The sequence below is a fragment of the Ensifer sp. Root31 genome (assembly GCF_001424825.1).
Classification (GTDB): domain Bacteria; phylum Pseudomonadota; class Alphaproteobacteria; order Rhizobiales; family Rhizobiaceae; genus Ensifer; species Ensifer canadensis.
This window is the reverse complement of the sequence record NZ_LMCO01000012.1, coordinates 469,541-495,956: the sequence shown is the minus strand read 5'-3', so window position 1 is coordinate 495,956 and position 26,416 is coordinate 469,541. Positions and strand designations below refer to the sequence as shown.

General features: G+C 60.9%; 27 protein-coding genes and 1 pseudogene. 12 read left to right on the top strand and 16 right to left on the bottom strand.

Going from position 1 to position 26,416, the window contains the following annotated elements:
* Positions 1 to 111 precede the first annotated feature (111 nt).
* The gene (locus ASD00_RS14190) at positions 112 to 1,335 is read left to right on the top strand and encodes an NnrS family protein (protein ID WP_057207223.1); all 1,224 of its coding nucleotides are present in this window, start codon (positions 112 to 114) and stop codon (positions 1,333 to 1,335) included.
* A 339-nt stretch (positions 1,336 to 1,674) separates the two neighbouring features.
* Here the strand turns inward: ASD00_RS14190 and ASD00_RS14185 are convergent, their stop codons facing one another.
* From ASD00_RS14185 to ASD00_RS14165, 5 genes are all read right to left on the bottom strand, one after another.
* On the bottom strand, positions 1,675 to 2,526 hold the full coding sequence (locus ASD00_RS14185) for a DUF1214 domain-containing protein (protein WP_244496049.1): 852 nt from the start codon (positions 2,524 to 2,526) through the stop codon (positions 1,675 to 1,677).
* Positions 2,527 to 2,652: 126 nt separating this feature from the next.
* Positions 2,653 to 2,961: a metal-sulfur cluster assembly factor gene (locus ASD00_RS14180; protein ID WP_025430202.1), complete on the bottom strand. Its 309-nt coding sequence runs from the start codon at positions 2,959 to 2,961 to the stop codon at positions 2,653 to 2,655.
* Positions 2,948 to 3,484, bottom strand: coding sequence for a DUF2249 domain-containing protein (locus ASD00_RS14175; protein WP_057207222.1), 537 nt, complete (start codon positions 3,482 to 3,484; stop codon positions 2,948 to 2,950). The genes ASD00_RS14180 and ASD00_RS14175 overlap by 14 nt, the downstream gene beginning before the upstream one ends.
* Complete coding sequence (locus ASD00_RS14170; RefSeq protein ID WP_057207221.1) at positions 3,481 to 4,845, bottom strand: hypothetical protein; 1,365 nt, start codon at positions 4,843 to 4,845, stop codon at positions 3,481 to 3,483. Before ASD00_RS14170 ends, ASD00_RS14175 begins: the two co-directional genes overlap by 4 nt.
* A gap of 135 nt (positions 4,846 to 4,980) precedes the next feature.
* Positions 4,981 to 5,271: a DUF2249 domain-containing protein gene (locus tag ASD00_RS14165; protein ID WP_025430205.1), complete on the bottom strand. Its 291-nt coding sequence runs from the start codon at positions 5,269 to 5,271 to the stop codon at positions 4,981 to 4,983.
* A gap of 226 nt (positions 5,272 to 5,497) precedes the next feature.
* Here ASD00_RS14165 and hemN point away from each other — a divergent pair, with 226 nt between their 5' ends.
* A complete protein-coding gene (gene hemN / locus ASD00_RS14160) occupies positions 5,498 to 6,850 on the top strand; it encodes an oxygen-independent coproporphyrinogen III oxidase (RefSeq protein ID WP_057207220.1) in 1,353 nt (450 codons plus the stop codon).
* 69 nt (positions 6,851 to 6,919) lie between these two features.
* Here hemN and ASD00_RS14155 read toward each other — a convergent pair whose 3' ends face one another.
* From ASD00_RS14155 to ASD00_RS14130, 6 genes are all read right to left on the bottom strand, one after another.
* Complete coding sequence (locus tag ASD00_RS14155) at positions 6,920 to 8,821, bottom strand: nitric oxide reductase activation protein NorD (protein ID WP_057207219.1); 1,902 nt, start codon at positions 8,819 to 8,821, stop codon at positions 6,920 to 6,922.
* A 10-nt stretch (positions 8,822 to 8,831) separates the two neighbouring features.
* Entirely contained in the window at positions 8,832 to 9,644 is an 813-nt protein-coding gene (locus ASD00_RS14150) for a CbbQ/NirQ/NorQ/GpvN family protein (protein ID WP_025430208.1), read from the bottom strand.
* 67 nt (positions 9,645 to 9,711) lie between these two features.
* The gene (locus tag ASD00_RS14145) at positions 9,712 to 11,058 is read right to left on the bottom strand and encodes a nitric-oxide reductase large subunit (protein WP_025430209.1); all 1,347 of its coding nucleotides are present in this window, start codon (positions 11,056 to 11,058) and stop codon (positions 9,712 to 9,714) included.
* Positions 11,059 to 11,082: 24 nt separating this feature from the next.
* On the bottom strand, positions 11,083 to 11,535 hold the full coding sequence (locus tag ASD00_RS14140) for a cytochrome c (RefSeq protein WP_057207218.1): 453 nt from the start codon (positions 11,533 to 11,535) through the stop codon (positions 11,083 to 11,085).
* Between the two features lie 172 nt (positions 11,536 to 11,707).
* Complete coding sequence (locus tag ASD00_RS14135; RefSeq protein ID WP_057207217.1) at positions 11,708 to 11,986, bottom strand: cytochrome C oxidase subunit IV family protein; 279 nt, start codon at positions 11,984 to 11,986, stop codon at positions 11,708 to 11,710.
* 5 nt (positions 11,987 to 11,991) lie between these two features.
* Entirely contained in the window at positions 11,992 to 12,549 is a 558-nt protein-coding gene (locus ASD00_RS14130; protein ID WP_057207216.1) for a cytochrome c oxidase subunit 3, read from the bottom strand.
* A gap of 123 nt (positions 12,550 to 12,672) precedes the next feature.
* On the opposite strand from ASD00_RS14130, the gene ASD00_RS40935 reads away from it, so the two are divergent.
* The 3 genes from ASD00_RS40935 (at position 12,673) to ASD00_RS14120 (ending at position 14,073) form a co-directional block, all read left to right on the top strand.
* Positions 12,673 to 12,834: a hypothetical protein gene (locus tag ASD00_RS40935; protein ID WP_164474989.1), complete on the top strand. Its 162-nt coding sequence runs from the start codon at positions 12,673 to 12,675 to the stop codon at positions 12,832 to 12,834.
* A 120-nt stretch (positions 12,835 to 12,954) separates the two neighbouring features.
* Entirely contained in the window at positions 12,955 to 13,371 is a 417-nt protein-coding gene (locus tag ASD00_RS38745) for a hemerythrin domain-containing protein (protein ID WP_082523556.1), read from the top strand.
* A 9-nt stretch (positions 13,372 to 13,380) separates the two neighbouring features.
* On the top strand, positions 13,381 to 14,073 hold the full coding sequence (locus tag ASD00_RS14120) for an NnrU family protein (RefSeq protein ID WP_057207214.1): 693 nt from the start codon (positions 13,381 to 13,383) through the stop codon (positions 14,071 to 14,073).
* Here ASD00_RS14120 and ASD00_RS14115 read toward each other — a convergent pair.
* Together ASD00_RS14115 and ASD00_RS14110 are read right to left on the bottom strand one after the other, a co-directional pair.
* The gene (locus ASD00_RS14115; RefSeq protein WP_057207213.1) at positions 14,022 to 14,648 is read right to left on the bottom strand and encodes a UbiX family flavin prenyltransferase; all 627 of its coding nucleotides are present in this window, start codon (positions 14,646 to 14,648) and stop codon (positions 14,022 to 14,024) included. The genes ASD00_RS14120 and ASD00_RS14115 overlap by 52 nt on opposite strands.
* On the bottom strand, positions 14,645 to 16,156 hold the full coding sequence (locus tag ASD00_RS14110; RefSeq protein WP_057207212.1) for a UbiD family decarboxylase: 1,512 nt from the start codon (positions 16,154 to 16,156) through the stop codon (positions 14,645 to 14,647). Before ASD00_RS14110 ends, ASD00_RS14115 begins: the two co-directional genes overlap by 4 nt.
* 113 nt (positions 16,157 to 16,269) lie before the next feature.
* Between ASD00_RS14110 and ASD00_RS14105 the strand changes: the two genes are divergently transcribed.
* From ASD00_RS14105 to ASD00_RS14095, 3 genes are read left to right on the top strand one after another with little or no spacing between them, the layout of a single operon-like run.
* The gene (locus ASD00_RS14105; protein ID WP_025430217.1) at positions 16,270 to 16,776 is read left to right on the top strand and encodes an SCP2 sterol-binding domain-containing protein; all 507 of its coding nucleotides are present in this window, start codon (positions 16,270 to 16,272) and stop codon (positions 16,774 to 16,776) included.
* Positions 16,767 to 17,744, top strand: coding sequence for a peptidase U32 family protein (locus ASD00_RS14100; RefSeq protein ID WP_057207211.1), 978 nt, complete (start codon positions 16,767 to 16,769; stop codon positions 17,742 to 17,744). Before ASD00_RS14105 ends, ASD00_RS14100 begins: the two co-directional genes overlap by 10 nt.
* A gap of 4 nt (positions 17,745 to 17,748) precedes the next feature.
* Positions 17,749 to 18,672: a U32 family peptidase gene (locus tag ASD00_RS14095; protein WP_057207210.1), complete on the top strand. Its 924-nt coding sequence runs from the start codon at positions 17,749 to 17,751 to the stop codon at positions 18,670 to 18,672.
* A gap of 246 nt (positions 18,673 to 18,918) precedes the next feature.
* On the opposite strand, the gene ASD00_RS14090 is transcribed toward ASD00_RS14095, so the two are convergent.
* Together ASD00_RS14090 and ASD00_RS14085 are read right to left on the bottom strand one after the other, a co-directional pair.
* Entirely contained in the window at positions 18,919 to 19,104 is a 186-nt protein-coding gene (locus ASD00_RS14090; RefSeq protein WP_025430220.1) for a twin-arginine translocase TatA/TatE family subunit, read from the bottom strand.
* Positions 19,105 to 19,471: 367 nt separating this feature from the next.
* Complete coding sequence (locus ASD00_RS14085) at positions 19,472 to 20,905, bottom strand: family 16 glycosylhydrolase (RefSeq protein WP_057207209.1); 1,434 nt, start codon at positions 20,903 to 20,905, stop codon at positions 19,472 to 19,474.
* A 680-nt stretch (positions 20,906 to 21,585) separates the two neighbouring features.
* Here ASD00_RS14085 and ASD00_RS41645 point away from each other — a divergent pair.
* Positions 21,586 to 21,651: pseudogene (locus ASD00_RS41645) on the top strand (DNA polymerase IV); the annotation flags it as partial.
* Positions 21,652 to 21,962: 311 nt separating this feature from the next.
* On the opposite strand, the gene ASD00_RS14080 reads toward ASD00_RS41645, so the two are convergent.
* The gene (locus ASD00_RS14080; protein WP_057207208.1) at positions 21,963 to 23,351 is read right to left on the bottom strand and encodes an FAD-binding oxidoreductase; all 1,389 of its coding nucleotides are present in this window, start codon (positions 23,349 to 23,351) and stop codon (positions 21,963 to 21,965) included.
* Between the two features lie 88 nt (positions 23,352 to 23,439).
* Between ASD00_RS14080 and ASD00_RS14075 the strand changes: the two genes are divergently transcribed.
* The 3 genes from ASD00_RS14075 to ASD00_RS14065 all read left to right on the top strand — a co-directional run bounded on the left by ASD00_RS14075 (position 23,440) and on the right by ASD00_RS14065 (position 26,414).
* Positions 23,440 to 24,471 carry a helix-turn-helix domain-containing protein gene (locus ASD00_RS14075; protein ID WP_057207207.1) on the top strand — a complete coding sequence of 344 codons (1,032 nt, stop codon included), beginning with the start codon at positions 23,440 to 23,442 and terminating at the stop codon, positions 24,469 to 24,471.
* Positions 24,472 to 24,625: 154 nt separating this feature from the next.
* Entirely contained in the window at positions 24,626 to 25,558 is a 933-nt protein-coding gene (locus ASD00_RS14070; protein ID WP_057207206.1) for a LysR family transcriptional regulator, read from the top strand.
* Between the two features lie 142 nt (positions 25,559 to 25,700).
* Positions 25,701 to 26,414, top strand: coding sequence for an SDR family oxidoreductase (locus ASD00_RS14065; RefSeq protein ID WP_057207205.1), 714 nt, complete (start codon positions 25,701 to 25,703; stop codon positions 26,412 to 26,414).
* The last annotated feature ends 2 nt before the right edge of the window (positions 26,415 to 26,416 follow it).

Sequence of the window (26,416 nt, the reverse complement as noted above, 5' to 3'; positions counted from 1 at the left end):
GGGCGGCGTTCGCCAGGCTCTATAATTGCGTTTTCGCAAAGATGCCTCGGCAAGCCCCGGATAAATCGATCCCATCCACCCGTCCGCTCGACGAAAGAACAGGATCGAACAATGTTTAGTTACTTCAGCAAACCAAGGCCCAGCGGAGGAATCCCGCGCGGAATCGCCACCACCGGTCCCGTTCTCTTTTCCTATGGCTTCAGACCCTTCTTCCTCGGCGCCAGTCTCTGGGCGATCTTCGCCATGGCCGGATGGATTGCCGCCCTTACCACGGGTATCGACATTGCCGGCGAATATGGCCCTGCCCATTGGCACGCACACGAGATGCTCTTCGGGTTCTCATCCGCCGTACTCGCAGGCTTCCTTTTGACCGCTGTTCCGAACTGGACCGGCAGGCTGCCAGTTTCTGGCAGGCCGCTCGCCTACCTGTTCGCCCTGTGGGTTGCCGGGCGGCTGGCGCTGCTTGCAACCGATGTTATCGGATTGAAGTTCGCAGTGATCATCGAGGCCGCCTTCATGCCGGCGTTGCTCGCGATCTGCGCGCGCGAAATCATCGTCGGTCGGAAGTGGAAAGATCTGAAAATCGTCGGCGGTCTGGTTCTTCTTTCAGCCGCCAATGCGTGGTTCCATATCTCCGTCGTCCGTGAGCTCGACGTCGACGCGGCGGCACGGCTGGCGATCGGCGCTTATGTCATGCTGATCATGATTGTCGGCGGCAGAATTCTGCCAAGCTTCACCCGCAACTGGCTGAACAAGTTCGGCCGGACCGACTTTCCGGTTCCCTATAACCGCTTTGACACAGTGACGATTCTCGTCGGCGTCGCTGCTCTTGTCTGCTGGACCTTCGCGCCGCAACACATCGTCACGGCTACGGTAGCGTCCGCCGCCTCGTTGCTGCAGGCGGCCCGGCTTATCCGCTGGCGCGGGTGGACCACGTGGCCGGACAAGATCGTGTTCGTCCTGCACGCGGCCTATGCCTTCGTTCCACTCGGCTTTGCCGCCGTTGCGGCAGGCGCGGTCGGCGCTCTCGACGCGTACCCCGTCATGCATGTGATGACCGTTGGGGTCATAGCCTGCATGATGCTGGCCGTCATGACGCGCGCAAGCCGCGGACACACCGGACGGCCATTGGCTGCATCGAACCTCAGCTGCGCCTCTTACATCGCCATCATCGGCGCGGCGCTGGCGCGCCCCTTCGCCGAGATCCTGCCGGCGCACTATCATCACCTGCTCGCGCTATCGGGAGCACTCTGGATCACAGCCTTTGCGCTGTTCTGCATCGAATACGGTCCGATGCTGGTTCGCGCCCGGCGCGCGCCACGGGGTGCTGCCTAGCGCCCCGAGTAAGTTGGTTCTGCATAACCAAAAAAGAAGGTTGCCTCCGCTGCGGCAACCTTCCAACGAGGCCATGTACTCATAAAGACGCCGCCCCGCAGGATCGAAGCTTGTGCCTCCGACAGCGGACGTGAGGCGAACCTCTCGAAAATCGCTAGCGCAGCCAATAACCGGTCATTGGCTGCGCTGAAAAAAGCGTTGGGGGCAGAAACACTTGCCACGGCGGCAGACGCAAGAAATCTAGCACTCATGCAGTGCCTGTGGTTCATTTCTTCGGTGACTTCCCAGCGGGGCGGGTGTCGGACCGTATGCAAAACATCCGGAACCCGCGGCGCGTGTTCAATCAACCCTCTCGAAGTCGCCTGGCTTCCAACTCTTGTCGAACCATGGCTCCAATGGAGCATACAGCCGCAACAGCGAATTCCAGCCCTTGCCGGGTATGGTTTGAACCCAGTTTCCCTCTTGTCCCGACGGAGCCTCTGGAGAGAACCAGACTGTCACCGAACCGTCCTCGTTCTTCTTGATGCCCGGCTGATTGCTGTCGATGCCTGCGAGCTTCTGGTCAGTCTCCAACATTGATCTGGTCTGATTGTCATACACCGTGAACGACCAGAACTGTCCGACCGGAACGGGGGCAGGCAAGGTGATTTTGTATGTCTGGCTGCCGTCGAGATAGGTTCCGGTCGAGTCCCTGACCGCAAACGCGTAGGCTGAGCCGGTGCCGGGCTTTGCATCTGCCATCGCAGGTGTGATCCCCGTCGCCGCGTAGTGGAACATCGTGCGCGCGTCGAGCATGCGTTCGCCGTCGTTCAGGAACTGATAGCTGTTGCCGATGAAGCCATTGTTCCATTGACGGTCGGGGTAAAATTTCGCGCGTTCATCGCGGGGAGCAAAGACCATGGACCGGGCCGTCGCATTGCCGACTGCAACAGCCTCGGTGAGGATTGCCCTCATGCGGGTATCAGGCGCGAACGGCTTGCCCTTCTTTATGCCAATAGATGCGAACAGGCCGACAATTTCGGGATCGAATGCATCGCCCGGCTCGGTCTGGATGACGCTGTTCAGCTCCTCGTAGAAATGGAAGTCATTGGCATGGACCGTATTCATCTGCTTGCCTGAGATGTTGATAAAGGTGGTTTCCGGCGGCTCCTTGCCCGCCGACAGCCGATAGACACGCGCATGGTCCTTCACGCTCCTGACTGCCGCAGCGATGTCGCCGTAGAGCGATCTCGAACCTGAACGGTGCTGTGGTTCAGATGATTGACAGCACAGTGCGCACCAGCACGCTACATGCCTGCAAGTTTACACGTCCACGACCTAATACCTGGCAGATGCCTCGCGCATCATTTCCGGGGTCCATGGCGGCTCGTAGGTCAGCCGCACTTCGGCATATTCGACGCCGGGAACGTACCAGACGCAGTTCTGCACGGCTTCCTTGAGAAAGGCCGTGGCGGGGCAGGCCTTTATCGTCGTGGTCATCGTTACGCGGACGATGCCGCCATCCTGGACAGCAATGTCGTAGATCAAACCGAGATCCACGACATTGGACCCCATTTCCGGATCGACAATCATCCGCAGGGCGCTGCGTATGCTTTCGACCAGCTCTTCGCGTTCAGTCGGCTGCATTTTCGTGCCCCTTGTGTCCACCGACGCGGATCAGGATGCGATAGGTCTCGCCCGCCGCGTCGAAGTTCCCGGCCCATTTGTGGCCGCGCATGGCAAGTTCGGGATAGAGAAACAACGGTTCACGCGCGAGAAGTGCGAAAAGCACCTCGCCGGCCTGCATCTTTTCCACCACGGCGAGGATGCGAACCATCGGCTCGGGCGGGTCCAGATCCGTCAGGTCGAGCTGGCGCGCGGGATCCGGCCAGGCGTCCAGATCCGTGTCGCCGGCGGAGACCCTGATCTCGTCGATCTGTTCCTCCGGCGTGAATAGAACCTCCCAGTCACCGTTGCCGAGCGGCTGGTCCTGGTGGGCAAAGCCGCGGCCGGCCATGACGCTGAAAAGCGGCACCGGCCTGAACGTTGCAATCAGTTTGAGCGGTTGTCCGGGTGCCAGACCGTCGACGGCGCGCATGATGGCCTGGAACGGATCGCTACCGCTTTTGAGAAGCGGCCGGACGTCGAGTTCGTAGGGGTCTTTGATCATGGTTGTCTCCGTGACTGAAACGATGGGAAGAAGAGATGCGGACGGGCGAAGCCGCCAGGAAGCTGAAGATTGCCGGGCACGTTGCTGAGCCTTCGTGTTGCCACGAATTCCCAAAGCAACGCATTGACCGCAATCAACTGGCCAAGGCTGCTCGCCCGAAACAGCAATGCGTTGTCGAAATAGAGCGCTGTCGAGGCAACGATCACGGTGAGATAGTAGAGGCGAAACCAGAACGCCGCACGCGTTTCGACGACCAGATCCTGAACGCGCGGCGTCGGCATGCGTCCAAGCAGCGCGCCGTAACATTCGAGCCAGGTGATGAAGGGAACGATCTTGTAGAGCTGTGCCAGCCCCATGCCCGTCAGCCAGCCAAAAGTGACGAGATAGACGAGCGGACCGACGCCTTCTTCGATGCGGCCGCTCAAGACCGAAGCTACAAGGAATACGGTCGCGACAATCAGCGCCACGAAAGCGCCGATGCCGGCGCGGCTGTTCAATTCGATGAGCTTGCGTTTGCGCTCGCGGTAGATCCGCACGATGTCCGCCATGTAAATTCCAATGGCGATCACACCGGCGAGCGCCGCACCGACGAGCAGGGTCGTCCGCCCGTCCGAACCGGAAAGGATCATCGGCACAATGCAGACGATCATTCCGAGGGCAACAGCACCCAGCGCCCAGACGATCCTGCTGCTATGCCGTTCGCGGTCCGGCGACAGCATGAACATGGTCAAAAGACGGTAGCTGACCCCCATGGTCGTAAAACTCAGCCAGCCGCCCAGCCCCAACGTGGCATGGAGCGAAACACCTTCGAGCGTCAGATCGATCGCGGCCGGCGCATCGGCAAGTCCGGCAAGGACGAATGCGTAGATGCCACCGAGAAAGAAGGTCATGACCAGCGAGCCAAGACCAACGGCGACAAACCGCGCGGGCAAGGGCAGCGGTCGCGCCTGCCAAAGCGTCGATGCAAAGATGATGATGAGCAGGCCGAAACCGGCGATCGTCACAGTCGCCCCGAACGGCAGAAGGAGCGGTGAAAGGCTGTCGGCGCCTGCGAGGCTGGCAAAACCAAGCACCAGGCTGGTTATGCCGACAACCAGCAGCGCCAGAGCCGGAAAAGCCAGGTTGGGAAACGAAAGCGGCCGACCAACGAGAACAGGCACGAACTGCAGCAGTGCCCCCGCCATCAGCAGGCTGAGCCATCCGAGCGCAATGGTATGGACGAGCGCCAGCGTCTCAGGTGCCTCGATGGATGAAACCGGATATCCGAAGCCGAGGACCATCATGATCTCGCTGGTGGCAAGAAAGATCAGCGCGGCCGCGAAATAGGACATCGTCCAGCGGGAAAGCGTGGCTCCGAACATCGCGGTTCATCCAGAAGAGTGCATTTCCAGGAAAAGTGCGAAGCGGTTTTCCGGCCGGAAATGCGTAAACACAAAGAGATAGAGCGTTCCTGCGGCTCTGCCTAAACTGGAAACGCCCTAACCGGGACACTCGTATCAGTGGCCGCTGCTGCTGCCGCAGCAGCAATCGCAGCCGGAGGCCTGTTGCCGGCCGATTTCGACCCGCCAGACATCCGGTCCCTGTTCGAGGTAATCCCAGGTGAATTCGCCGGGGTAGCGGCTTTCCAACTGATAGTGCAGCGGACGCGGATCATGGTCGTTGACGATGATGAAGGAGCCGCCCTCGGCCAGCGCATTGAGCATGCCGAAGATCTTCGGATGGCGCTCCACCGGCGGGATGGTGCGCACGTCGATAAAGGGCTTGGTTTCTGTTTCTGCAGTGGTCATCTCAGTCCGTTCAGGGCGCCGTTGTTGCTTCAGCTTCCGGGAAACGCCGGCGCAAACGGCCCGGATTTGCAAAGGCTAATGCCGACGGCAACGCGACATTTTGTCGAAGCGCAAACAAATCCCGCTTTGCGCCTTCATGCTCGGTTACTTGGCATTTCGCAAAGAACGACGGGGGCACGAGGCCTAGAAACGGGTCGATTGTTTCGACAAGCCGATAGGAACCGCCATGCAGTCCACCGCCCTTTTGAAATATGCCGAGATGCGCTTGCCGCGTTACACCAGCTACCCGACCGCACCGCGCTTTTCCGCCGATGTCGATCGCAAGACCTACGCCGATTGGCTCGGCGCGGTTCCCGCGGATCGCGATGTGTCTCTTTATCTGCACATCCCCTTCTGTCGATCGATGTGCTGGTATTGCGGTTGCCACACCACGATTACCCGGCAGGACGAACCGATCCTCGATTACCTCAACGTGCTGAGGCAGGAGATCGGCATGGTGGCCGATCATGTGTCCGCGCCGCTGCCGATCGGCGAGGTCCATTTCGGCGGCGGGACGCCGACGATCATCGAGCCGGAAGAGTTCCTTTCCCTGATGGCCCTCCTGCGCGAACGCTACCTGTTTGGTCAAAAGACAGGCGTGGCTGTAGAAATCGATCCCCGACGCCTGACCGCAGCCATGGCGCAAGCGCTTGGCGAGGGGGGCGTTGGACGCGCCAGCCTCGGCGTGCAGAGCTTTGACCCGGTCGTCCAGAAGGCGATCAACCGCATTCAGAGCGAACAGCAGACGGCGGATGCAGTGGCGCATCTTCGCAAAGCCGGTGTCACCGGAATCAATTTCGACCTGATCTATGGATTGCCGCACCAGACGGTTCGCTCCTGCGTCGAGACGGTCCAGGCGGCAGTGGCGATGCGGCCGGAGCGATTTGCCGTCTTCGGCTACGCGCATGTGCCGTCGTTCAAGAAACACCAGCGCATGATCGACGAGAACGTGCTGCCCGACGCTTCGGCGCGCACCGATCAGGCGCTCGCCATCAGCGAGGCGCTCTGTGAAGCGGGTTACCGCCAGATCGGGCTCGACCACTTCGCCCTGCCCGACGACGATCTCGTGCTCGCGCAATCCTCCGGCACGCTTCGGCGGAATTTTCAGGGCTATACCACGGACAATTGTGAAACGCTGATCGGTTTCGGCGCCTCGGCAATCGGCCGGTCACAAGCGGGCTACGTGCAGAGCGAGGTTCCCCCAGGACTTTATGCAAGCCACATCGCGTCTGGACGGCTGGCAACGACCAAGGGCTATCGTTTGACCGATGAGGATCGCCTGCGTGCCGCGATCATCGAGAGACTGATGTGCGACTTCACGGTCGACATCAAGGCAATCGCCACCGCACACGGACGCGACCCGAACCTCCTTCTCGGTGGCAATGCACGGCTGACGACGATGGCCAAGGATGGCGTGCTGGATATCGCCGACGGCGTCATAACGGTAAGCCAAGATCATCGCTTCGTGATCCGCGCCGTGGCCGCAGCATTCGATGCCTATATCGACGACGCGCAACGCACGCACAGCAAGGCGGCCTGAACCGCGGCCGACATCAAACACGAAAAGGCCCGGTCGAGACCGGGCCTTTTCGCGTTGTACCTGACCGTTCTATCCCGCCAGGCTTCGGTAGATCGCCGGCAATGCCGCCGGCAGCCGGGCGATATTGCCGACCAGCGCATAACCGTTCTGGCCGAACATGGCAGGCACATAGGACCGCGCCTCCCGGTCGACGGTGACGGCAAAAGCGCTGATGCCGCTGCGGCGCGCTTCCATCACCGCCCTGCGGCTGTCCTCCAGCGCGAAGCGTCCCTCATAGTGATCGACGTCGTTCGGCTTGCCGTCGGTCAGGACCAAAAGCAGCTTCTTGCGGTTGGGCTGCCTCTGAAGCTCTGATGTGGCATGGCGGAGAGCCGCACCGATGCGGGTGTAATATCCCGGCTTCAATGCGGCGATACGAGATTCGACCAGCGGGCCCATCGGCTCGTCGAAAGCTTTGACGCTTTCCACTTTCACCCAGTCGCGCCGCCGCGAGGTGAAAGTGAGGATCGAATGATTGTCGCCGCAGGCCGAAAGGCCATGGGCGAGAATGAGCAGCGCCTCCTTTTCGACGTCCAGCACCCGGCGATTGTCGGACCAGGCATCGGTTGAAAGCGAGACGTCGACCAGGATGGTGACGGCGAGGTCGTGAACCTGCGGGCGGCTCATCAGATGGATGCGATCGCTGCCCTGCCCGCCGGCCGCCAGATCGGTGCGAGCCCGCACCACGGCATCGAGATCGAGATCGGCGCCGTCGATCTGCGCGCGCAGGATCTCGTTGCGCGGACGCAGCACTTCGAACTGGCGCCGTACCCGCCGGATCAGGCTCCTGGTTTCCGGTGTGAGTTCAGCCCGGTCCTCCATGCCCGAGGCTGGGCTGGCCAGCACCCGGCAATGGTCTTTCAGATAGCTCGACGTCCTGTAGTTCCATTCGGGATAGGTCAGTTCTGATGTCAGCGGCGTCGGGTCGACGGCTTCCGGCGGCAGGTCGAGATCGAAGCGAAAACGCGCAGACGGGCGGCCCTTCCGCTCGCCAAGCGTCATCTCGTCAAGATCCTGTGCGGCCTTGTTGTCGTGTTCGTCGCTGTCGTCGGATGGCCGGTCGACATTGACCATCTCGGCCATCGCCAGAATTTTTTCGAAGCGGTTGAGGATGAAGGGGCTACGATCGCCCTTGCGGTTCTCCGGGTTTTCCCTGACGGCCACGTGCCGTTCGGTCTCGGCGATCTGGCTGGAGGCGGCACCTGTTGCCGCCACATCGTCATCGCGTTCGGTAATGGTCTCGGGTCGCAGCAAGGTATCGGGCCACAGCGGCACCGGCAGCAGCGGCAAATATCCCGGCGGCGCGCGATGCGGGAAGATTACCGGCAAAGTCGTATCCGGCTGTCCGGCCGCCTTGCGCAACAGCCGCAGGACACGGTTTTCGACATGCTGCTCTACCGACGGGAGTGAACCGCGCTGGCGCTCGATAAGAACGGCTTCAGCCAGGCGGCAGTATTTATGGCGCATGCCCGGAAATCGCTGAAAGACCTCCGCCACGGTTTCCTGCGCCCGCGACAGATACGTAAGGTCGGCCTGTAACGGGTCGGCCTCATCACGCGGGGCAAGCGGCATGGTCGCCATATAGGCGACCAGCCAGAGATAGAGGTCAATGTTGAGTTTCCGGTCGGGAAAGATGTCGATCTCGCCGGGCAGCATCAACGAGGCGTGATCCCGGCCAGGCTGAACGAGCTTTTCCTCGCCGAGACCCATTTTCTGTCGCCACTTCAGACGGTGGCCAGACGTGCGGCCGCGTGCGGGGACGATCTGGACCGCGGTCTCGCCGCCGTGTCCTCGAAAGCTGATCGCCAGCATCGGCATCATGTCGGCCAGTTTGACAGCCTGCTCGGGATAACGTCGCCAGGTGCCGGTGTTGCCAATGAACCGGTGCCAGGCGCGCCCGACGGTTTCTTCGAGTTCTAGGAAATCCAGCATGGGCCTGTCCTCAAGCGATCAAGGAGGCGGCGACTTCGAGAAGGGCTGCCCGCACGTCCGGCTCATCGGTCAGCGGCTCGATCATCGCAGCGCGCACCGCATCCCTGATCGGCATTCCCGCATCGATCAGGCAGGCGCAATAGACAAGCAGCCGTGTCGAGACGCCCTCCTCGAGATCATGCCCTTTGAGTGCGCGCAGGCGCTGAGCGAGGTTGACGAGTGGCGCGACCTGGCTTGCGGCCAGTCCGCTCTCGCGCGAGACCACTTCGATCTCCTGGTTGCGTGGCAGGAAATCGAACTCGATTGCGACGAAGCGCTGTCGGGTGCTCGGCTTCAGGCTCTTGAGCAGGTTCTGGTAGCCGGGATTGTAGGAGACGACCAGCATGAACGCGGAAGGCGCTTCGAGCAATTCGCCGGTCCGCTCCAGCGGCAACATGCGGCGGTCGTCTGTCAGCGGATGCAGCACGACGGTGACGTCCTTGCGGGCCTCGACGATCTCGTCGAGGTAGCAGATCCCGCCTTCACGCACGGCGCGCGTCAGGGGGCCATCGACCCAGATCGTATCTCCGCCCTTCAACAGGTAGCGTCCGGTCAGATCCGCTGCAGCCAGATCGTCATGGCAGGAGACGGTGGAAAGCGGCAGACCGAGCTTTGCTGCCATATGGCTGACGAAACGCGTCTTGCCGCAACCGGTCGGCCCCTTGAGCAGCAGCGGCAATTGCCGGACCCAGGCATTCTCGAACAGCGCGCATTCATTGCCGGAGGGGCTATAGGCCGGAATGTCGATCGATACCGGTACCAGGCTTGGTTGAACAATGCTCATGGCATGACTCCGTAAAAAAGGAGGAAGGAGATTGGCCGGTTCGGGCAACCCGGACCGGCACGTTCATTCATTCTGCGGGTTGCATCGATGCGCTCAGCGTCTTGCTGCGTTCCCGGCCGGGAACGAGGATTGCCCAGACGAACATCAGTGCCGAGATCAGCACGAAGACGCCGGAGCCAAGGCGGATCCAGTAGAACAGCGCGAGCTGGTCCTGGACGTCCATGTAGCTTTCACCGAGCACGCGCTGCAGATGGGCCTGCAGCACACCGGCGAAGGTGAGCGCGAAGGTCATCACCGACATGGCCGTGCACATGATCCAGAAGCTGACCATCGAAAGCATCTGGTTATAGGGCGCCCGCCCGCGGATTTCGGGGATCGCATAGGCCATGACCGCAAGGTTGAGCATGACATAGGCACCGAAGAAGGCGAGGTGCCCGTGAGCGGCGGTCACCTGTGTGCCGTGGGTGTAGTAGTTCACCGACGACAGCGTGTGCAGGAAGCCCCAGACGCCGGCGCCGAAGAAGGCCATAACCGAGCAGCCGATCGACCACAGCAGCGCCGCCCTGTTCGGATGCTTGCGGCCGGCCTTCCAGGTCATCACGAAGGTGAAGATCACCATGGTGAAGAACGGCGCGACCTCGAGCGTCGAGAACAGCGAACCGATCCACTGCCAGTAGCCCGGCGCGCCGATCCAGTAGTAGTGGTGGCCAGTGCCGAGGATGCCCGAAAACAGTGCCAGGCCGACGATGACATAGAGCCACTTTTCGACGACTTCCCGGTCGATGCCGTTGAGCTTGATCATCAGGAAGGCGAGCACCGACGCCATGATCAGCTCCCAGACGCCTTCGACCCACAGATGAACGACGTACCACCAGTACATCTTGTCGAGCGCGAGATTGATCGGATTGTAGAAGGCAAAGAGGAAGAAGATCGCCACACCCCAGAGCCCGAAGATCAGGATGTTGGTGACGGTCGTCTTGCGGCCCTTAAGGACCGTCAGCGTGATGTTATAGAGGAACATCAGAGCGACGATGACGATTCCGACCTTGATCGCGAAGGGTTGTTCGAGAAACTCTCGGCCTTCGTGGATGTGCAGGAGATAGCCGACGACGGCAATCGCAGCCGCGATCAGGAAGATCCAGAACTGCGCGATTGCGATCTTCGTGCTGTAAAGCTCGGTCTCCGCCTCTTCCGGCAGGAGATAATAGGTGGCCCCCATGAAGCCCATCAGCAGCCAGACGATGAGCGCGTTGGTGTGCACCATGCGAACGATGTTGAAAGGCAACAGTTCGGACAAGGTATTGGGAAGGACGTAGATGGTGCCGGCAAGGACGCCGAACAGCACCTGGGCGAGGAACAGGCCGATTGCTCCGTAGAAGTAGAGCATTGCGACCTTCTGGGTCTGGTATTTCATGATTTCACACTCCAATCGCAACGCTTAGCCGGCCTCGTTCGGCGGCCAGTTCTGGGTCTTGATGCGGCTCGTCCACTCCAGGAAATCGGCGAGGTCGTTGAGTTCCTGTTGGGTCAGGTTGAACTGCGGCATCTGGCGGCGCCCTTCGATGCCGCTCGGCTGGGCCGCCATCCAGGCCTTCATCGTCTCGCGCGCACCTTCCGGATCGGTCTCGCCGCCCCAGCGTTTCCAGACATTGCCGAGCTCGGGCGCGAAATAGGCGCCTTCACCGAGAAGCGTGTGGCAGTTGATACAGGCGTTCTTTTCCCAGACGTGCTTGCCGCGGGCGACGGCGTCCGTCAGGGTCGACTCATCGGTCGAAACAGTCCGCATGTAGTAGTGGCTGTGGGCGGTAAGCCCGACAAAGATTGCAAAAAAGAAAAAGGACCCGCCGTAAAAGACGTTTCGGGCCCCGGTCTTGGTGAGGCGTTCTGCCATCACGTCATCCTTTCGACTTCGGCCGGCCGCAAACACCGTGGCCGGCTTATCTGATCCCCTCCCCGCTTGGCGCCGCGACGTGCGGCACCGACGAACTGTCGGGGCGCGACCCATGTCTAGGGATTTCCGAAGGGCCTTCTTTGCGTTTTGGCAAACAAGACAGAGAGTGGTTTCAAGCGGATAGCGCCACGCCCATCACAAGCTTGGCGATGGCCAGAAGCGCAAGCATCATCGGCCAGGCCAAGAGCCCAAACCGCAGGCCAGCCGGCGCCTGACCAAGGCCCATGAAATCGAGGGCAACAAGCCGGCATTTGATCACCGCCAGCACCAGCAGGGCCGCGATCACAAAAGCCGTGCCGCCGCAAAGCGTCATGATGGCCATGCCGGAAAGCACGATCGCGATCAGCACGGCAAAGGTATTGCGAAGTCGGCGCGCATTGTGATGGGTCATGGCGTTCACGCGAGATAGATGATCGGGAACATCACGATCCAGACAAGGTCGATGACGTGCCAGAGCGTGGTGATCAGAGCGATGTTTCCCGGGCTTGGGCGCCAGGCGACCAACAGCAGAATCACGCTGCCGAAGGCGACATGCACCAGGTGGAAGCCAGTGATGAGGAAATAGAGCTCGAAGAAGGCGCCGAACTGCGGCAACCCGGCGACGGCGACTTCGGTCGAATATTCGAAAAGCTTGATGGCGACGAAGGCGAAACCGAAGAGCGCGGCCAGAACGAGCGTGCGCCGGCGCGTCGGCGTCGAAGCGACCGGGCGCGTCGCCAGAGCCGCCTGCCAGCCGCTGGTCAGAAGAACGAGCGTATTGATACCTGCGAGCAACGGGTTGAGATGTGAACGGGCGGCGGCAAACGCGTCCGCCTGGATGACACCGACCACGAGAAAACCTACGAGCAGGATGCCGAAGGCGGCCAACTCGCTCCACACCAGCACCCAAAGCAGAAGGTCATCCGCGGATGCGTTCTCGTCTGCGTCTTGAACCGGGAGTGCCCGTCCGTCCATGCGCCAACTCCTTTGCCGGAACCGGCCGACACCTAGGCAGGCGGGGATGACCTGTCTTTGCGATTACGCAAAGAGGCCTGGCAACTGGGCTGATAGCAGCAGGATCTATCCAGGAGTTTTCCGATGACAGATGCTCAAATCGGCCTTTCCGTCGCAACCCCGATCATTGTCGGGTTCGCCATCCTTCTCTATCGCATGGGGGTCCTGCAGCGTGCGGCAACGCTGTCGGCTATCCTGTTTTCCGTCGCGATCGCCCTCGTGCTCTTCCTCGACCCGTCGCAATAGCCACGTCGCGGATGTCTCCTCACCAGTCGGTCGCCATCCACTTTGCGAAATGTCAAAGATCGCCCTTTCGATTGCGCCTAGACGATTGAGGGATGACAAACCTCGCTGACGGAGCTGCCCATGCCTGGACGGACTGCCTTGGAACAAGGCTATCATGGCCTACTCGGATTGTGTGATCGCCTCGAGGCGATTGCCGACTCCCTGCCGCGCCGCATCGATGCAGCCGCTTGCAGCGAGATTGCAGACAGGTTGCCATCGACGCTGCTGGCTGTGCACAGGCTTGAGGATCAGATCCTGTTTCCAGCCATCATGGCGGCAAGAGGCACTGACGACGGACAGAGGCTGATCGAGCGTTTGCGCGACGAGCACCGGCATGACGGAAAACTGGCCGAGCAAGTCGCCCGCGTCCTCCATGAACTGCTTCACGCGCGCTGCCCGCACAGCTGGGAGGCGATCGGCTACATGCTGCGCGCCTTTTTCGAAACCGTCCGGCGCCATATCGCGACAGAACGTTTGCTCCTCACTGAGAGGATCTGAGGCCCAGTGATGTCCAATTTTCTCGCGGCATTCGCAGTTTTCCTTGCCCTTCATATGGTGCCGGCATTGCCGACGCTGCGTCAGCGGCTGATCACACTATTGGGGCGGCGGACCTATTTCACCGTCTATTCGCTGCTGTCGATCGTCGCGCTGATCTGGGTTTTTCAGGCAGCGCTTGCGCTCGATTTCATCCCGCTCTGGGAGCCGGCCCCGTGGCAGGCGTGGACGACATTTGTCCTCGCGCCACTCGGGCTCTTCCTCGTTCTCGCCGGCCTGTTCAGTGAGAACCCGCTGTCGATCTCCATTTACCATAGCAACGCCCGGAAGGGTGCGATCGTCAGCGTCACACGTCACCCGGTGCTTTGGGGCTTCCTGCTGTGGGCTCTCGGCCATGTCGTCACCAATGGCGATCTGCGCTCTCTGGTGCTCTTCGGCGGCTTCGCGCTTTTTGCACTCGGCGGTTTCCCGATGGTGGAAAAGCGTGTGCGGCGGCGCCTCGGGGACAATTACTCGATTACCCGGCAAGGCACCTCGATTTGGCCCTTTGTCGCGATATTGAAAGGTCAGGCGTGCCTGCGCCTCGATCCGGTGATGATCCTGTCAGCCTTCGCGACCGCGGCGATCACGTTCTGGCTGCTCGCCGGTGGCCACTACGTTATGTTCGGGGCAGATCCGCTGTTGCAGGCGTTGCCTTTCGACTGAACCTCCCCCTGCCAGGCGGTCGCAAGCGGGCCGATCGGCAGCGCGAGGAGATCGATCGCCCTTGCGGCGAGATGATCGATGATTGCCTCGACGCTATCAGGCCGATGGTAGAATGCCGGCACCGGCGGCATGACGATCGCTCCCATCTCGGTCACCGCACACATGTTGCGCAAGTGGCCGAGATGCAGCGGCGTTTCGCGCGCCATCAGCACCAGACGACGGCGTTCCTTCAGATGCACGTCCGCGGCGCGAACGATAAGATTGTCGGCAAGCCCGTTGGCGATCGCGGCAAGCGTGCGCATCGAACAGGGTGCGACGATCATGCCGGCGGTCGGAAACGACCCGCTGGCGATCGCAGCGCCGATATCGTCATGCTCATAAGTCCGGCCTGCCTTCTCCAGCAGCCGCAACAGCGCATGTCCGCCAACCTCATGGGCAAGGGTGCGATGGGCCGACGGCGATAGCACGAGATGCATCTCCACCTCCTCGATCTGTGCAAGCCGCTCGGCAATGCGCAACGGAATTGCAGCGCCCGACGCACCGGTGATACCAACGACAATTCGGTGCCTGGTCATGATGCTTTCCTTTCAAGCCCAAGATCGGCCCAGATGGCATCCACCTGGCGGACGACATCGGGCGTCATGTCGAGCACCCGCCCCCATTCCCGATCGGTCTCGGAACCGATCTTGGTGGTGGCATCCAGCCCGAGCTTGCCGCCGAGACCGGAGCGCGGCGACGCAAAATCGAGATAGTCGATCGGTGTGTCGGCAATGATGGTGACGTCGCGGCTGGCATCGAAGCGGGTCGCCAGCGCCCACATGACGTCGGGCCAGTGGCGGACATTGATATCCGGGTCGACTGCGATGATCAGTTTGGTGTAGCTGAACTGAGGCAGCATCGACCATAGACCCATCATCAGGCGTTTCGCCTGTCCGGGGTAACGCTTGTCGATCGCGACCACCATAGCGCGATAGGAACAGGCTTCCGGCGGCAGCCAGAGATCGGTGATCTCGGGGAACTGCTTCTTGGCGAGCGGAATGAACAATGTGTTCATCGCCTCGCCGAGCCGCGAAGGCTCGTCTGGCGGGCGGCCGGTGTAGGTGGAGAGGTAATAGGGGGCACGGCGCGTGGTGATGGCAGAAAGCGTCATGACCGGAAACGGCTCGACCGAATTGTAGTAGCCGGTATGGTCACCATAGGGGCCCTCGTCGGCGGTCTCGGTTGCCGACACCGTTCCCTCAAGCACGATCTCGGCATTTGCCGGCACGGCCAGCGGCACCGATGTGGCGGCGACTAATTGCGTTCGGCTGCGCCGCAGCAATCCGGCAAAGTTGAGCTCGCTCAGCCCCTCCGGCAGCGGCATGACCGAAGCGAGGATCGTCGCAGGATCGGCGCCGATTGCTACGGCAACCGGCATGTCGCGCCCCTGGCGCTGCCACAGGCGATGGTGTCGCGCGCCGCCGCGATGGGCAAGCCAGCGCAGGATCACTCGATCCCGGCCAAGCACCTGCATACGATAGATGCCGACATTGACATCACGCGGATCGTCCGGTGCGCGGGTGATCACCAGTGGCCAGGTGATCAGCGGTGCGGGTTCGCCCGGCCAGCACCATTGGATCGGCAGAAGGCCAAGGTCGATGTCCGTACCGCGCCAGACGATGTCCTGACACGGTGCTGATGTCACATGTTTCGGCCGCATGTAGAGCGCCGAGCGCAACAGCGGCAGCCGGTCCCAGGCGTCGCGCAGCGATCCCGGCGCCCGTGGGTCTCGCAGTTCCGCCAGGTCTCGTGCAAGCCCGGTCAGCCCGCCGGCCGTCAGTCCGAAACCACGTTCGATCCGACGCTCGGTGCCAAAGAGATTGGCCAAGAGCGGGATGTCGTGGACGCGCCCTGACGCATCGACCGGCCGCTCGAAGAGCAAAGCCGGGCCCTGATCTGCCAGAATGCGCCGGTGGATCTCCGTCACTTCGTGCACCAGGGACACGGGACGGGAGATACGCTTCAGCTCCCCCTCGCGCTCCAGCGCACAGGCAAAATCCTGAAGCGAGACGAAACCCTTGGCGGGACGGAAGCTCTTGTTCATACCGCCTCTTACGGGCGGCAAATGCCCGATGTCTTTGACGTGGGACAAACAGCGGTGGCGACGCGCCGACTAGCATGCGGCCATCCTTTGCTCCGTTTTCATGCAGGCAGCCCATGACCCTACCCTTTGCGATGACCGTGCCGCTCCGGATCGTACCAATCCCCCTCTTAGAACACGCCGCGCGGCTCGTCTTTGCCCAGGTCGTCGAGCAGCATCCGGATCTCTTCGACCGGCTCGGGGAACACGCCGGCAAACGCTATGCCTTCGTCCCGACGGACCTTCCGGTAAGCTTTCTGGTCGAGCCGGCCGCCCGGCGCATCTCTGTTCACCGCGCTGCCCATCTGCCGGCCGCTGACGCCTGCATGGGCGGCAAGTTCGTGCTGCTTCTGGCGTTGCTCGAGGGCCAGATCGACGGCGATGCCGTGTTCTTTTCCAGAAGCCTGACGATAACGGGCGACATGGAAGCCATGTTGGCGCTGCGCAACGCGCTCGACGACTGCAATATCGACCTACCCGCAGATATCGCCCGCATGAGCGGGCCGTTCGCGCCTTTGGTTCGGCGCGCGGCATCTGAGATCAGGACACGCGCATTGTCCGGGGAGGCAGCCAGATGGAACTGATCTGTCCGGCAGGCACGCCGGCTGCCTTTCGCGAGGCCGTCGATGCCGGTGCCGATGCGGTCTATTGCGGCTTTCGCGACGAGACCAATGCACGCAACTTTCCCGGCCTGAACTTTTCGCGCGATGAGCTGAAGACGGCGATCGCCTATGCGCGCAGGCACAAGGTGATGTCCTTCGTTGCCATCAACACCTTCATGCGGGCTGGCCACGAAAAGCTCTGGCATGACGCCGTCGACGATGCCGTGCGTCTGGGGGCCGATGCCGTGATCCTCGCCGACTTCGGATTGATGGCCTACACCGCCGAGCGCCACCCTCAGCAGCGGCTACACGTCTCGGTCCAGGCTTCCGCCTCCAACGCCGATGCCGTCAAATTCCTGGTCGAAACCTTCGGAGCGAAGCGCGTCGTGCTTCCGCGTATTCTGACCATTCCGGATATTGCCCGCCTTGCACGGCAGATCAGCTGCGAGATCGAGGTCTTTGTTTTCGGCGGGCTTTGCGTGATGGCAGAAGGCCGCTGCTCCCTCTCGTCCTATGCCACGGGCAAATCGCCCAACATGAACGGAGTCTGCTCGCCGGCAAGCCACGTTCGTTACCGCGAGGATGGCAGCGAACTGGTGTCGGAGCTGGGCGACTACACCATCAACCGATTTCCGGCCGGCGAGGCTGCCGGCTATCCGACGCTCTGCAAGGGACGTTTCGACATCGCCGAGGAGCGTGGCTACGCCTTCGAGGATCCGGTTTCTCTCGATGTCATGGATCATATCGATGCCTTGCGCGATGCCGGCGTCGGCGCACTGAAGATCGAGGGTCGCCAGCGCGGCAAGGCCTATGTCGCCGAAGTTGTTTCAATCATGCGCCGCGCCGTCGCTGCCGATGCGGCCGAAAGGCCCGCCTTGTTGTCACGACTTAGGCGGCTCAGCGAAGGACAGAAGACGACGTCGGGCGCCTATGAAAAGCGGTGGAGGTAACGACATGTCCGCAACAACCCACCCCTCGCTCAGCCTCGGCCCGGTGCTTTACCTCTGGGATGGACCGAAATGGCGCGACTTCTATTTCCGTATCGCCGACGAAGCCCCGGTTGATCATGTCACCCTCGGCGAGGCGGTCTGCTCGAAGCGCCTGCATTTCATCGAGCCGCATGTCGCGGAAGTAATCGAACGGCTGGAAGGCGCCGGCAAGAAGGTCAGCCTTGCCTCGCTTGCACTCGTCACCCTGGAGCGCGAGAGCCAACTCGTGCGCGGTCTGGTGCGCGACAGCATCCACCCGATCGAGGCCAACGATTTGTCTGCGCTCGGGCTCCTTGCCGGCAAACCGCATTCGGTCGGGCCTTTGATCAATGTCTACAACGGTGCTACGGCCCGGCTGCTGGCATCACGCGGCGCGACCAGCATTTGTTTGCCGCCGGAGTTGCCCATGGCGTCGGTCAGCGACATCGTTCGCGATGCGCCTGATGTCGCGTTCGAAATCTTCGGCTTTGGCCGGGTGCCGCTCGCAATCTCGGCACGCTGTGCACACGCCCGCTCCAAGGGGCTGGTGAAGGACAACTGCCAGTTCATCTGCGGCGAAGACAGCGACGGCCTCATTGTCGAGACGCTCGATCGCCAGCCGTTCCTCACGCTCAATGGGGTCCAGACCCTGTCGCACACATGCCAGAGCCTGCTGCAGGAGCTTGCCGAACTGGCTGCCGCCGGCATCAGCCGTATCCGGCTGTCGCCGCAGGACTGCGACATGGTGACGGTCGCCCGTATCTATGAGGATGTTGCAACCGGGCGGATCTCGGCCACAGAGGGGCTCGAACGGCTGCCTATCGCCTATCCCGGCGTGCCGTTGTCGAACGGCTTTCACCATGGTCAATCCGGCGCGTCGTGGATCTCAGCCCCGACCGGCTCACCCTAGGGAGGCGCGCATTGGCAGCTGCGTTGATCCACGCAGCCATGGTGCCGACACACGATGCCAACATCGCTGACTTCGTCGGCAGCATCCGCGGTCTGATCGATCACGCCACGCTCGTTTGAATTTGCCGGAAGAAAATCGATCAATTGCTCCAGCAGGTCGTGAGGCTTCCCCCCGACCGACTGCCTGAGCGAGCCGGTTGACGATCGGCATGCTCAGGCTGATTGGTCGTGGGCTCGGCGCGACCGATTACTCTCCCGATCCCGTTTCTATCCGCTTCTCGGCGGGCGCTGCGGTCTCGTCGCTCAAGCCGTTCTTGAAGCTGCGAATGCCCTTGGCGACGTCGCCCATCAACTCCGGGATCTTGCCGCGCCCGAACAACAGCAACACGACTGCCAGCACGATCACCCAATGCCAGACACTAAAAGATCCCATATCGTTGTTTCCCTGATCCAATGAACCGTTACAATGCCGCGCGGCGATGGCGCCGCTGGCGACAATCGGGAAGCTAGCGGGCCATGAGGCACCAGTCTTTGTCAGGTCGCAAACATTCAAAGCGCGCGGCGCTCGTTCACCCGTCAGTCCGATCTGGTGTTCATTGGCGCTAAACCGCTACCAGAGATTGCCGGCCCGGTGGCATCCTTGTGTCGCCGACGGCGCATCCCGACGAGAAGCGAGCCAAGGCACTGCGCGCAATCGCCGGACTGTTCGACGCGGGGCAACTTCGGACGGATGTCGGCACTGTCCAACCGCTCAAGGAGGCACGGGCTGAGCATTGGTCGGCGCGCGCCCAAGTGAAGAATCAGGATAACCAGTCGTCCATCGGCTGCGCTTCGCCAGTCGCCGACTGCACTTCATCCAGAGCATAGGCATGAATATAGTCGATCTGCATTTCTGCTCCGTCGCCGAAGTCTGCGTTCGGTTCCCCCGCTGCCCCTCCCACCGCCAGATTGACCACCATGTACATGGGGTCGTGCATGTCGGCGGGCGTATCGGCACGCGCCACGGCGACGTCGTCGTAATACCAGACGATTTCATCCTCTTCCCATAGCACGCCGTAGGTGTGAAACCCTTCGGTACTGGCGACCTTGACTGCGGTCGTCTCGCTTGTCTGTTCGCCGGTCTCGTTGCTGTGAACGGTTACGTTGACAATGTTCGGTTGCTGCCCCCGCATCTCGACAACATCGAGTTCGGGGGGCCAGGAGCCATCTGCCGGCAACAGCCAGAACGCCGGCCAAGTGCCGGTTTCGGTCGGCATGTCCGCTCTGATTTCGAAATAGCCGTAGGTCTGCGCAAAGGTCGAGTACGTCGTCAGCATTCCGGACGTGTATTCGTACCCATCGATCTCTGATTCCAGTGCATCCGGCGTCGGCTCTGCCTTAATCGTCAGCACGCCATCTTCGACCGAAAATGGATTGATGGCAGCGGTCTCCGCATGGTCAGGATTGATGTACCACTGCAGTTCGCCGTTGCTGGCCAAGGTTCCGCCTTTTTCAGGCGCCCACCAGAACTTTGCATCCCATACGCCCTGATCGCCATCATGAAGGGAGAGGCTGTCAAACTCGTCGGCAAAACTCAGCGCAAGGTTTGAGCGATCGAGACTAAGCTGAAATTGCTCCGGCGCGAGATCGGCCACGGTCGTGTCAGCAAACAGCAAGCTCTCGCCGTCGCCGAGGTTCAGCCTCAAATCCGTGCCTTCCTGTGTCGCAAGGCTGGTGACCTGCTGGAAGCTTGTGAGATCGTAACCATTCAGCCGGACCGTATCGGAACTGTCGAAGTCGGCAATCAGATCGCTGCCGCCACCTCGGCCGACGACGAAGATGTCCGCGCCGCTGCCGCCGACCAGAATGTCGTTGCCGCCGCCGCCGTCGATCGTCTGGCTACCGGAAGCCCCCGAGATAATATTGTCGGCGTTGTTGCCGAAAGCATGCCGGCCGCTGCCGGTGACGGTCAGGTTTTCGAAATTCTCAGGCAAGGTATAGCTCATCCAGGTGTTGATGGTATCAACACCAGCTCCAGCCGTCTCCATGGCACGGTTGATGCCCGAATAGAGGTAGTAAATGTCGTCACCCTTCCCGCCCGCCATGGTGACATCGACGGAGCCATCGCCCCAGATCGAGTCGTTTGCCTCAGTGCCGTAAAGCACAGGCCCCGATCCCGTCGCAGAGAACCACGCAGTCGATGCTCCACTGTAAAAAAGCGGGGTGCCTACGGCGTTGACGATCGATTTTGGCATATGGTCAGCTCCTTCGTTTCCTCCCGAAGGCAAGCTAACATCGCTCGGCAGACGGTGGCACCGCCTGCATTTATGGGTTTTTGATGTGAATTGCGGCGCTGGAAAACGCAGGTGATCGGGATGATCTCAACGCTTTGCCGCAGTAAATGACACGACCCAGGTCACATCGCTGCAAACAGAATTTTGTCGCGTATTGAAAGGCTTAGAGGGAAATCCTGCCACATCCTCAGAGATCTTGCATGAACGCAAAGGTGTGTTCCGGCGTGCATGTGTGGATGCTCCCGGTTACGCAAGTAGGCTTCGAAGCATGCTGCCGAAATTGTCCGATTCGGAACCGCACGTGGCGCCTTGGATGCTCGGCAACGGCGACGGCGCCATCCGAAAAGCGGCACCGAAGCACCGGTTCGGGTGTGCTGGAGAACGAATTTCCGTTCGTGACGATCGCAAGCAACTCGTATCGTTGCCGCCGCCTACTGCATATTTTTATCCTTAAATCGCCTTCGATTTAAGGATAAAAATATGCAGCAATTCAAAGTCCTACAGCGATCTTTGCACGTCTAATAAGAACGCGCGGTGGGCGGCCGCGCGTAGACGATCTTGTCGCCTCGCTAAACAGCTGGTCGCGAAACTACCTTGGACGATGAGGCACTTGACCGCTCCGGAAACTCATTCACGTCGATATGGATGCGTTCTGGGCCTCAGTCGAAGAGCAAGACAATCCGGGACTGCGTCGCAAACCTGCGGCCGCCTGCTTTAAAGCAGCAGAAAACACGTCAGGTGCGATACCATCGGCGCGCAAAACCTGCCTGATAAGCGGATCTCTCAAAACCTCGGATATGGTCATGTCTGTCGCCATCACGTTTCTCCTCCACAGATCCGCGGATGAAATCTACCTCATCGGCGTCAGCTCGAATGTTCCACTGGTAACAGGAGAGAGCGGGACAACGTCGCGATCTAAATGGCGTACCACTCCGGCGTGACGCGCGCTTGGATCCACAGGTCGATCCGCCCCATCGGCAGAGTGCAGCCCTTGCCGACTGCCGCGACCGCTCATTGGTCAAGACAATCGAACGTCCGGCGCAATGTTCTGGTTCAAGTGGAAGATGTTCTCCGGGTCGTAGACGCGTTTGATCTTCTGAAGTCTCGAATAGGTTTCAGCGCCGAGAGCATTGCGAACCAGGTTGTCACCCTCGCCGAGCCCGGGAAAATTCAGGTAGAGGCGACCCGTGGAATGGGGCTGCATGTCCTGCCATGCATTGCGAACCCAACTGATGTTCGCGTCATCATCTGACGGATCGGACCAGATCGCATCAAGGCTCAACATGTAAGGTATGTTGCGATCGCCGAAGGCAGTGGCATCGGAAGCAACGCGCTGCATGGCTCCGCCAAATTTCCAGATCGACGCGTAGGTCATCTCGGAGGGTCGTTTAATCAGGCGCTCGATGATCGCGCCGATGACATCGTCACCAAGGCCCGAAAGGTAGGTCGATTTCCAGTAGCAGCGGTCACGCCCCTTGGGGAACAATCCGTCATAAATGGACTGGAGCTCGCGATAGGGCATCTGACCACTGAAATCGAGCAACGGCTCACCAAGAGCGCGCAACGGCTGCATGACGCGCTCCCCTTTTTCAGCGGGACCGTCATAAACAGTGGCAAGCGTTATCACTCGCCTGCCCCATGTCTGTTCCGGATAGGCCTGATCACTCGGTATGGTGGAGAATTCGGCGAGACCACTGACTTCGTCAGGGGCTGAAGCCATATGGTCGCGCCACTGTGGGATGACGTCGACGGCGTGCTCTTCCGGATAGGCAGGCGCGCAGAACATCACCGGATCGGCGATTTCGTGAAGACGAAGCTCGAAGTTCACGACGATGCCAAAATTCCCGCCGCCGCCCTTTAGCGCCCAAAGCAAGTCGATATTCTCGACTTCGCTGGCGCGGATGAGCCTGCCATCACCGGTGACCACATCGGCAGCAATGAGATTGTCGCAGCTCAGGCCATGGGTGCCGCGCAACCAGCCAATGCCGCCCGAAAGAGTGAGCCCGGCCACGCCTGTCATCGAAATCAGTCCGCCCGGCGTGGCCCGCCGAAAAGGCGTGGTCGCCGCATCGACATCGCCCCATGTCGCCCCGCCTTCGATCAGCACACGGTCGAGCCCAGGCGCGATGTGGACGGCATTCATGGGCGACATATCGACCATCAGACCATCATCGCAAACGGCGTAGCCGGCGACATTGTGCCCGCCGCTGCGAACGGCGATGGTGAGCCGATGCGTCCGCGCATGGTTTACCGCTGCGATGACGTCGGCAGCATTGCGGCATCTGGCAATCAAGGCAGGCCGCCGATCGATCAGCCCGTTCCAAACCACTCGAGCAGCGTCATAAGCCGAAGTTCCGGGCTCGAGCAGCTCGCCACGCAGTACACTGCGGAGCACATCATGGGACATGTCGAGACCTCCTCTTGGCTGAAAGAGCCTAGTCGCGTTCGACGCTTGGTACTAAAGTCGAAAATGCTGGAAGGCGGTCATTTCTGCCATGCTTGATCAGGACAGCCCTATCAATGTAGCACTTCTCGCGGTGCCCGAAGTCACGGCCTCCGCCTTGTTCGGCATGTTCGATCTGTTTTCATCTCCCGGCCGCGACTGGCCGTTCATCGTCAAGGGTGAAGCGGGACAACAGCGCATGCGCCCCTATGTCGTTGCCCGTTCACACAGTGGTTTTCGCGCCGCCAACGGCATTTGGGTCAAACCAGACTTCGCATTCGGCGACTGCCCTCCACCGCAGATCGTGTGCATTCCGGATTTTTTCATCAATCCGGGCGACAGCGTCGCAGGGCTGTATGAGCCTGAAGCAAGATGGCTAAGGCGAACGCATGAGGATGGCGCGTTGCTGGCCAGTGCCTGTTCCGGTGCCGTCCTGCTCGGCGAGGCGGGACTGCTCATCAATTGCGAAGCGACGATCCACTGGGGCTATGTCACGACCCTTTCCAACAATTACCCTGGTGTCAGGGTGCGCCTGGATCGGTCACTGGTCCTGAGTGGTGAGGCGCAGCGCATAGTTATGGCGGGGGGCGGGTCAAGCTGGCAGGATCTCGCTCTCTACCTCATTGCGCGGTTCGTCGGCCTCAAGGAGGCGATGGAAGTGGCCAAGGTCTACATGCTGCAATGGCATGACCTGGGGCAGCAGCCATTTGCGTCACTCATGAGCCTCCGCCAGACGGTCGACGCGGTGATCAACTCCTGCCAAAAGTGGCTCGCGCTGAACTACAAGACCCGCGCGCCCGTCGCCGCAATGGTGGCTCTTTCCGGGCTGTCGGAACGCTCGTTCATCCGCCGCTTCACCAAAGCGACAGGCATGACGCCGCTGGCCTACGCACACGCGCTTCGTATCGAAGAAGCAAAGCAGATGCTGGAAACAACCGACCTGACGATCGAGGCGATCGCCAACGAAACAGGCTATGAGGACGCAAGCTTCTTCAGCCGCCTGTTCCACCGTGAAACGGGCCTGACCGCCGCGCATTATCGCCTCAGATTTGGCTCGCTGCGCCAAGCCTTGAAACATACCTGATTGGAGCCGCGTTTCGGCACAGCCGGCGACGATCGCCGATATCGATCTCGACCGAGAGGAACCGAAGGTGCCTTCGGTTCGCATATTTACCTATTGCCAGTTTCGGGCGAATACTTGCCTGCTGATAGGCACTACACCGGAGATCGGCAGAATAATGGATCGCATTGATGCAATGAAAGTGTTCGTGACCGCGATCGACGAGGGCAGCCTCGCAGGTGCTGCCCGTCGGCTGAAGCGCTCCCCGACGGCGGTCAGTCGCGCGCTGAGCTTCCTGGAAGCGCATGTGGGTGCCGAACTGCTGCATCGCACGACCCGCACACTCAAGCTCAGCGAGGCCGGCCAACGCTACGCGACTGCCTGTCGGCGGGTGCTGATCGATCTCGAGGAGGCCGACATGCTCGCCGGCGGTGAGCGTGCGGCTCCGCGTGGAACGCTGACCATTTCCGTGCCGCCGATCATAGGGGACGAGGTTATGCGTCCGATCCTGGATGATTTCCTCGACGTCCACCCGGCTGTTTCTGCCCGGCTGCTGCTGCTCGATCGGTTCGTCAACCTGGTGGACGAAGGCGTCGACATTGCGTTGCGTATTGGCCATCTGGCGGATTCGTCACATATTTCCACGCGATTGGGCGGTGATGTCAGGCGCGTGGTGGTCGCTTCTCCCCGCTATCTCGCCAATCATCCCGTCATCGAGGTGCCAGCCGACCTCACAAAGCACCAGATCATCGCCTTTACCAATTTCGGTCTCGATTCCTGGAACTTCACACCGGCAGAAGACTCGACCATTCCGCGGACGGTTCACTTCACGCCGAGATTGATCGTCAACAGCGTTCGGGCCGCCGCTGCTTCGGCCGTCGCGGGTAGAGGCGTAGCCAGGCTCTATTCCTATCATGTCGCTGAACATGTCAAAGACGGGCGACTGAAGATCGTCCTCGCCGACGCCGAGCACCCACCCCTGCCCGTTCATTTGCTCGCACCCCAGGGGCGCATGTCCGTGCCCAAGGTTCGAGCCTTTGTCGATTTCGCCACGCCACGTCTGCGCTCCGAATTTGCCCGACTGGCTGCAGAAGCAGGTACGCTCCCTTGATTATGCCGATATTCGAATGACTGACGTCCAACTTCTGACCATTCTCCCGATTTCAGGATAGATCTAAATCAATAGCACCAACGCCGAGGGCGTCGGGCGGGCGTCGATCAGACGGTCGCTGCCATTGAGAAAGGATCACATCATGAATACCGAACAGAAGGTCGTCATTATCACCGGCGCGTCACAAGGCATCGGCGCCGCCCTGGTTCGCGCCTACCGTGACCGAAACTTTCGCGTCATAGCCAGTTCCAGGTCGATCGCGGCCACGGCCGACCCGGACATTCTCGCCGTGCCCGGCGACATCAGCAGGCCGGAGACCGCCGAACGGATCGTCCGCGAAGGTATGGAGCGCTTCGGTCGCATCGACTCGCTGGTGAACAACGCCGGCGTGTTTCTTGCCAAGCCGTTCATTGAAATGACCCAGGAAGACTATGATCACAACCTCGGGGTCAATGTCGCCGGATTCTTCCACATTACCCAGCGTGCCGCGGCCGAAATGTTGAAGCAGGGCTCGGGCCACATTGTCAGCATCACCACAAGCCTGGTCAATCAGCCGATCGTCGGCCTGCCTTCAGCGCTTGCTTCCCTGACCAAGGGTGGGCTGAACGCGGTCACCCAGTCGCTTGCCATGGAATTCTCGAAGAGCGGGGTTCGCGTCAACGCGGTATCTCCAGGGGTTATCAAGACCCCCATGCACGCGCCCGAGACACACGCGGCCCTCTCTGCGCTGCATCCGGTTGGCCGGATGGGCGAAATCCGCGATATCGTCGACGCCGTACTCTATCTGGAGAACGCGAGCTTCGTCACCGGCGAGATCCTCCATGTCGATGGCGGCCAGAACGCCGGGCGCTGGTAACC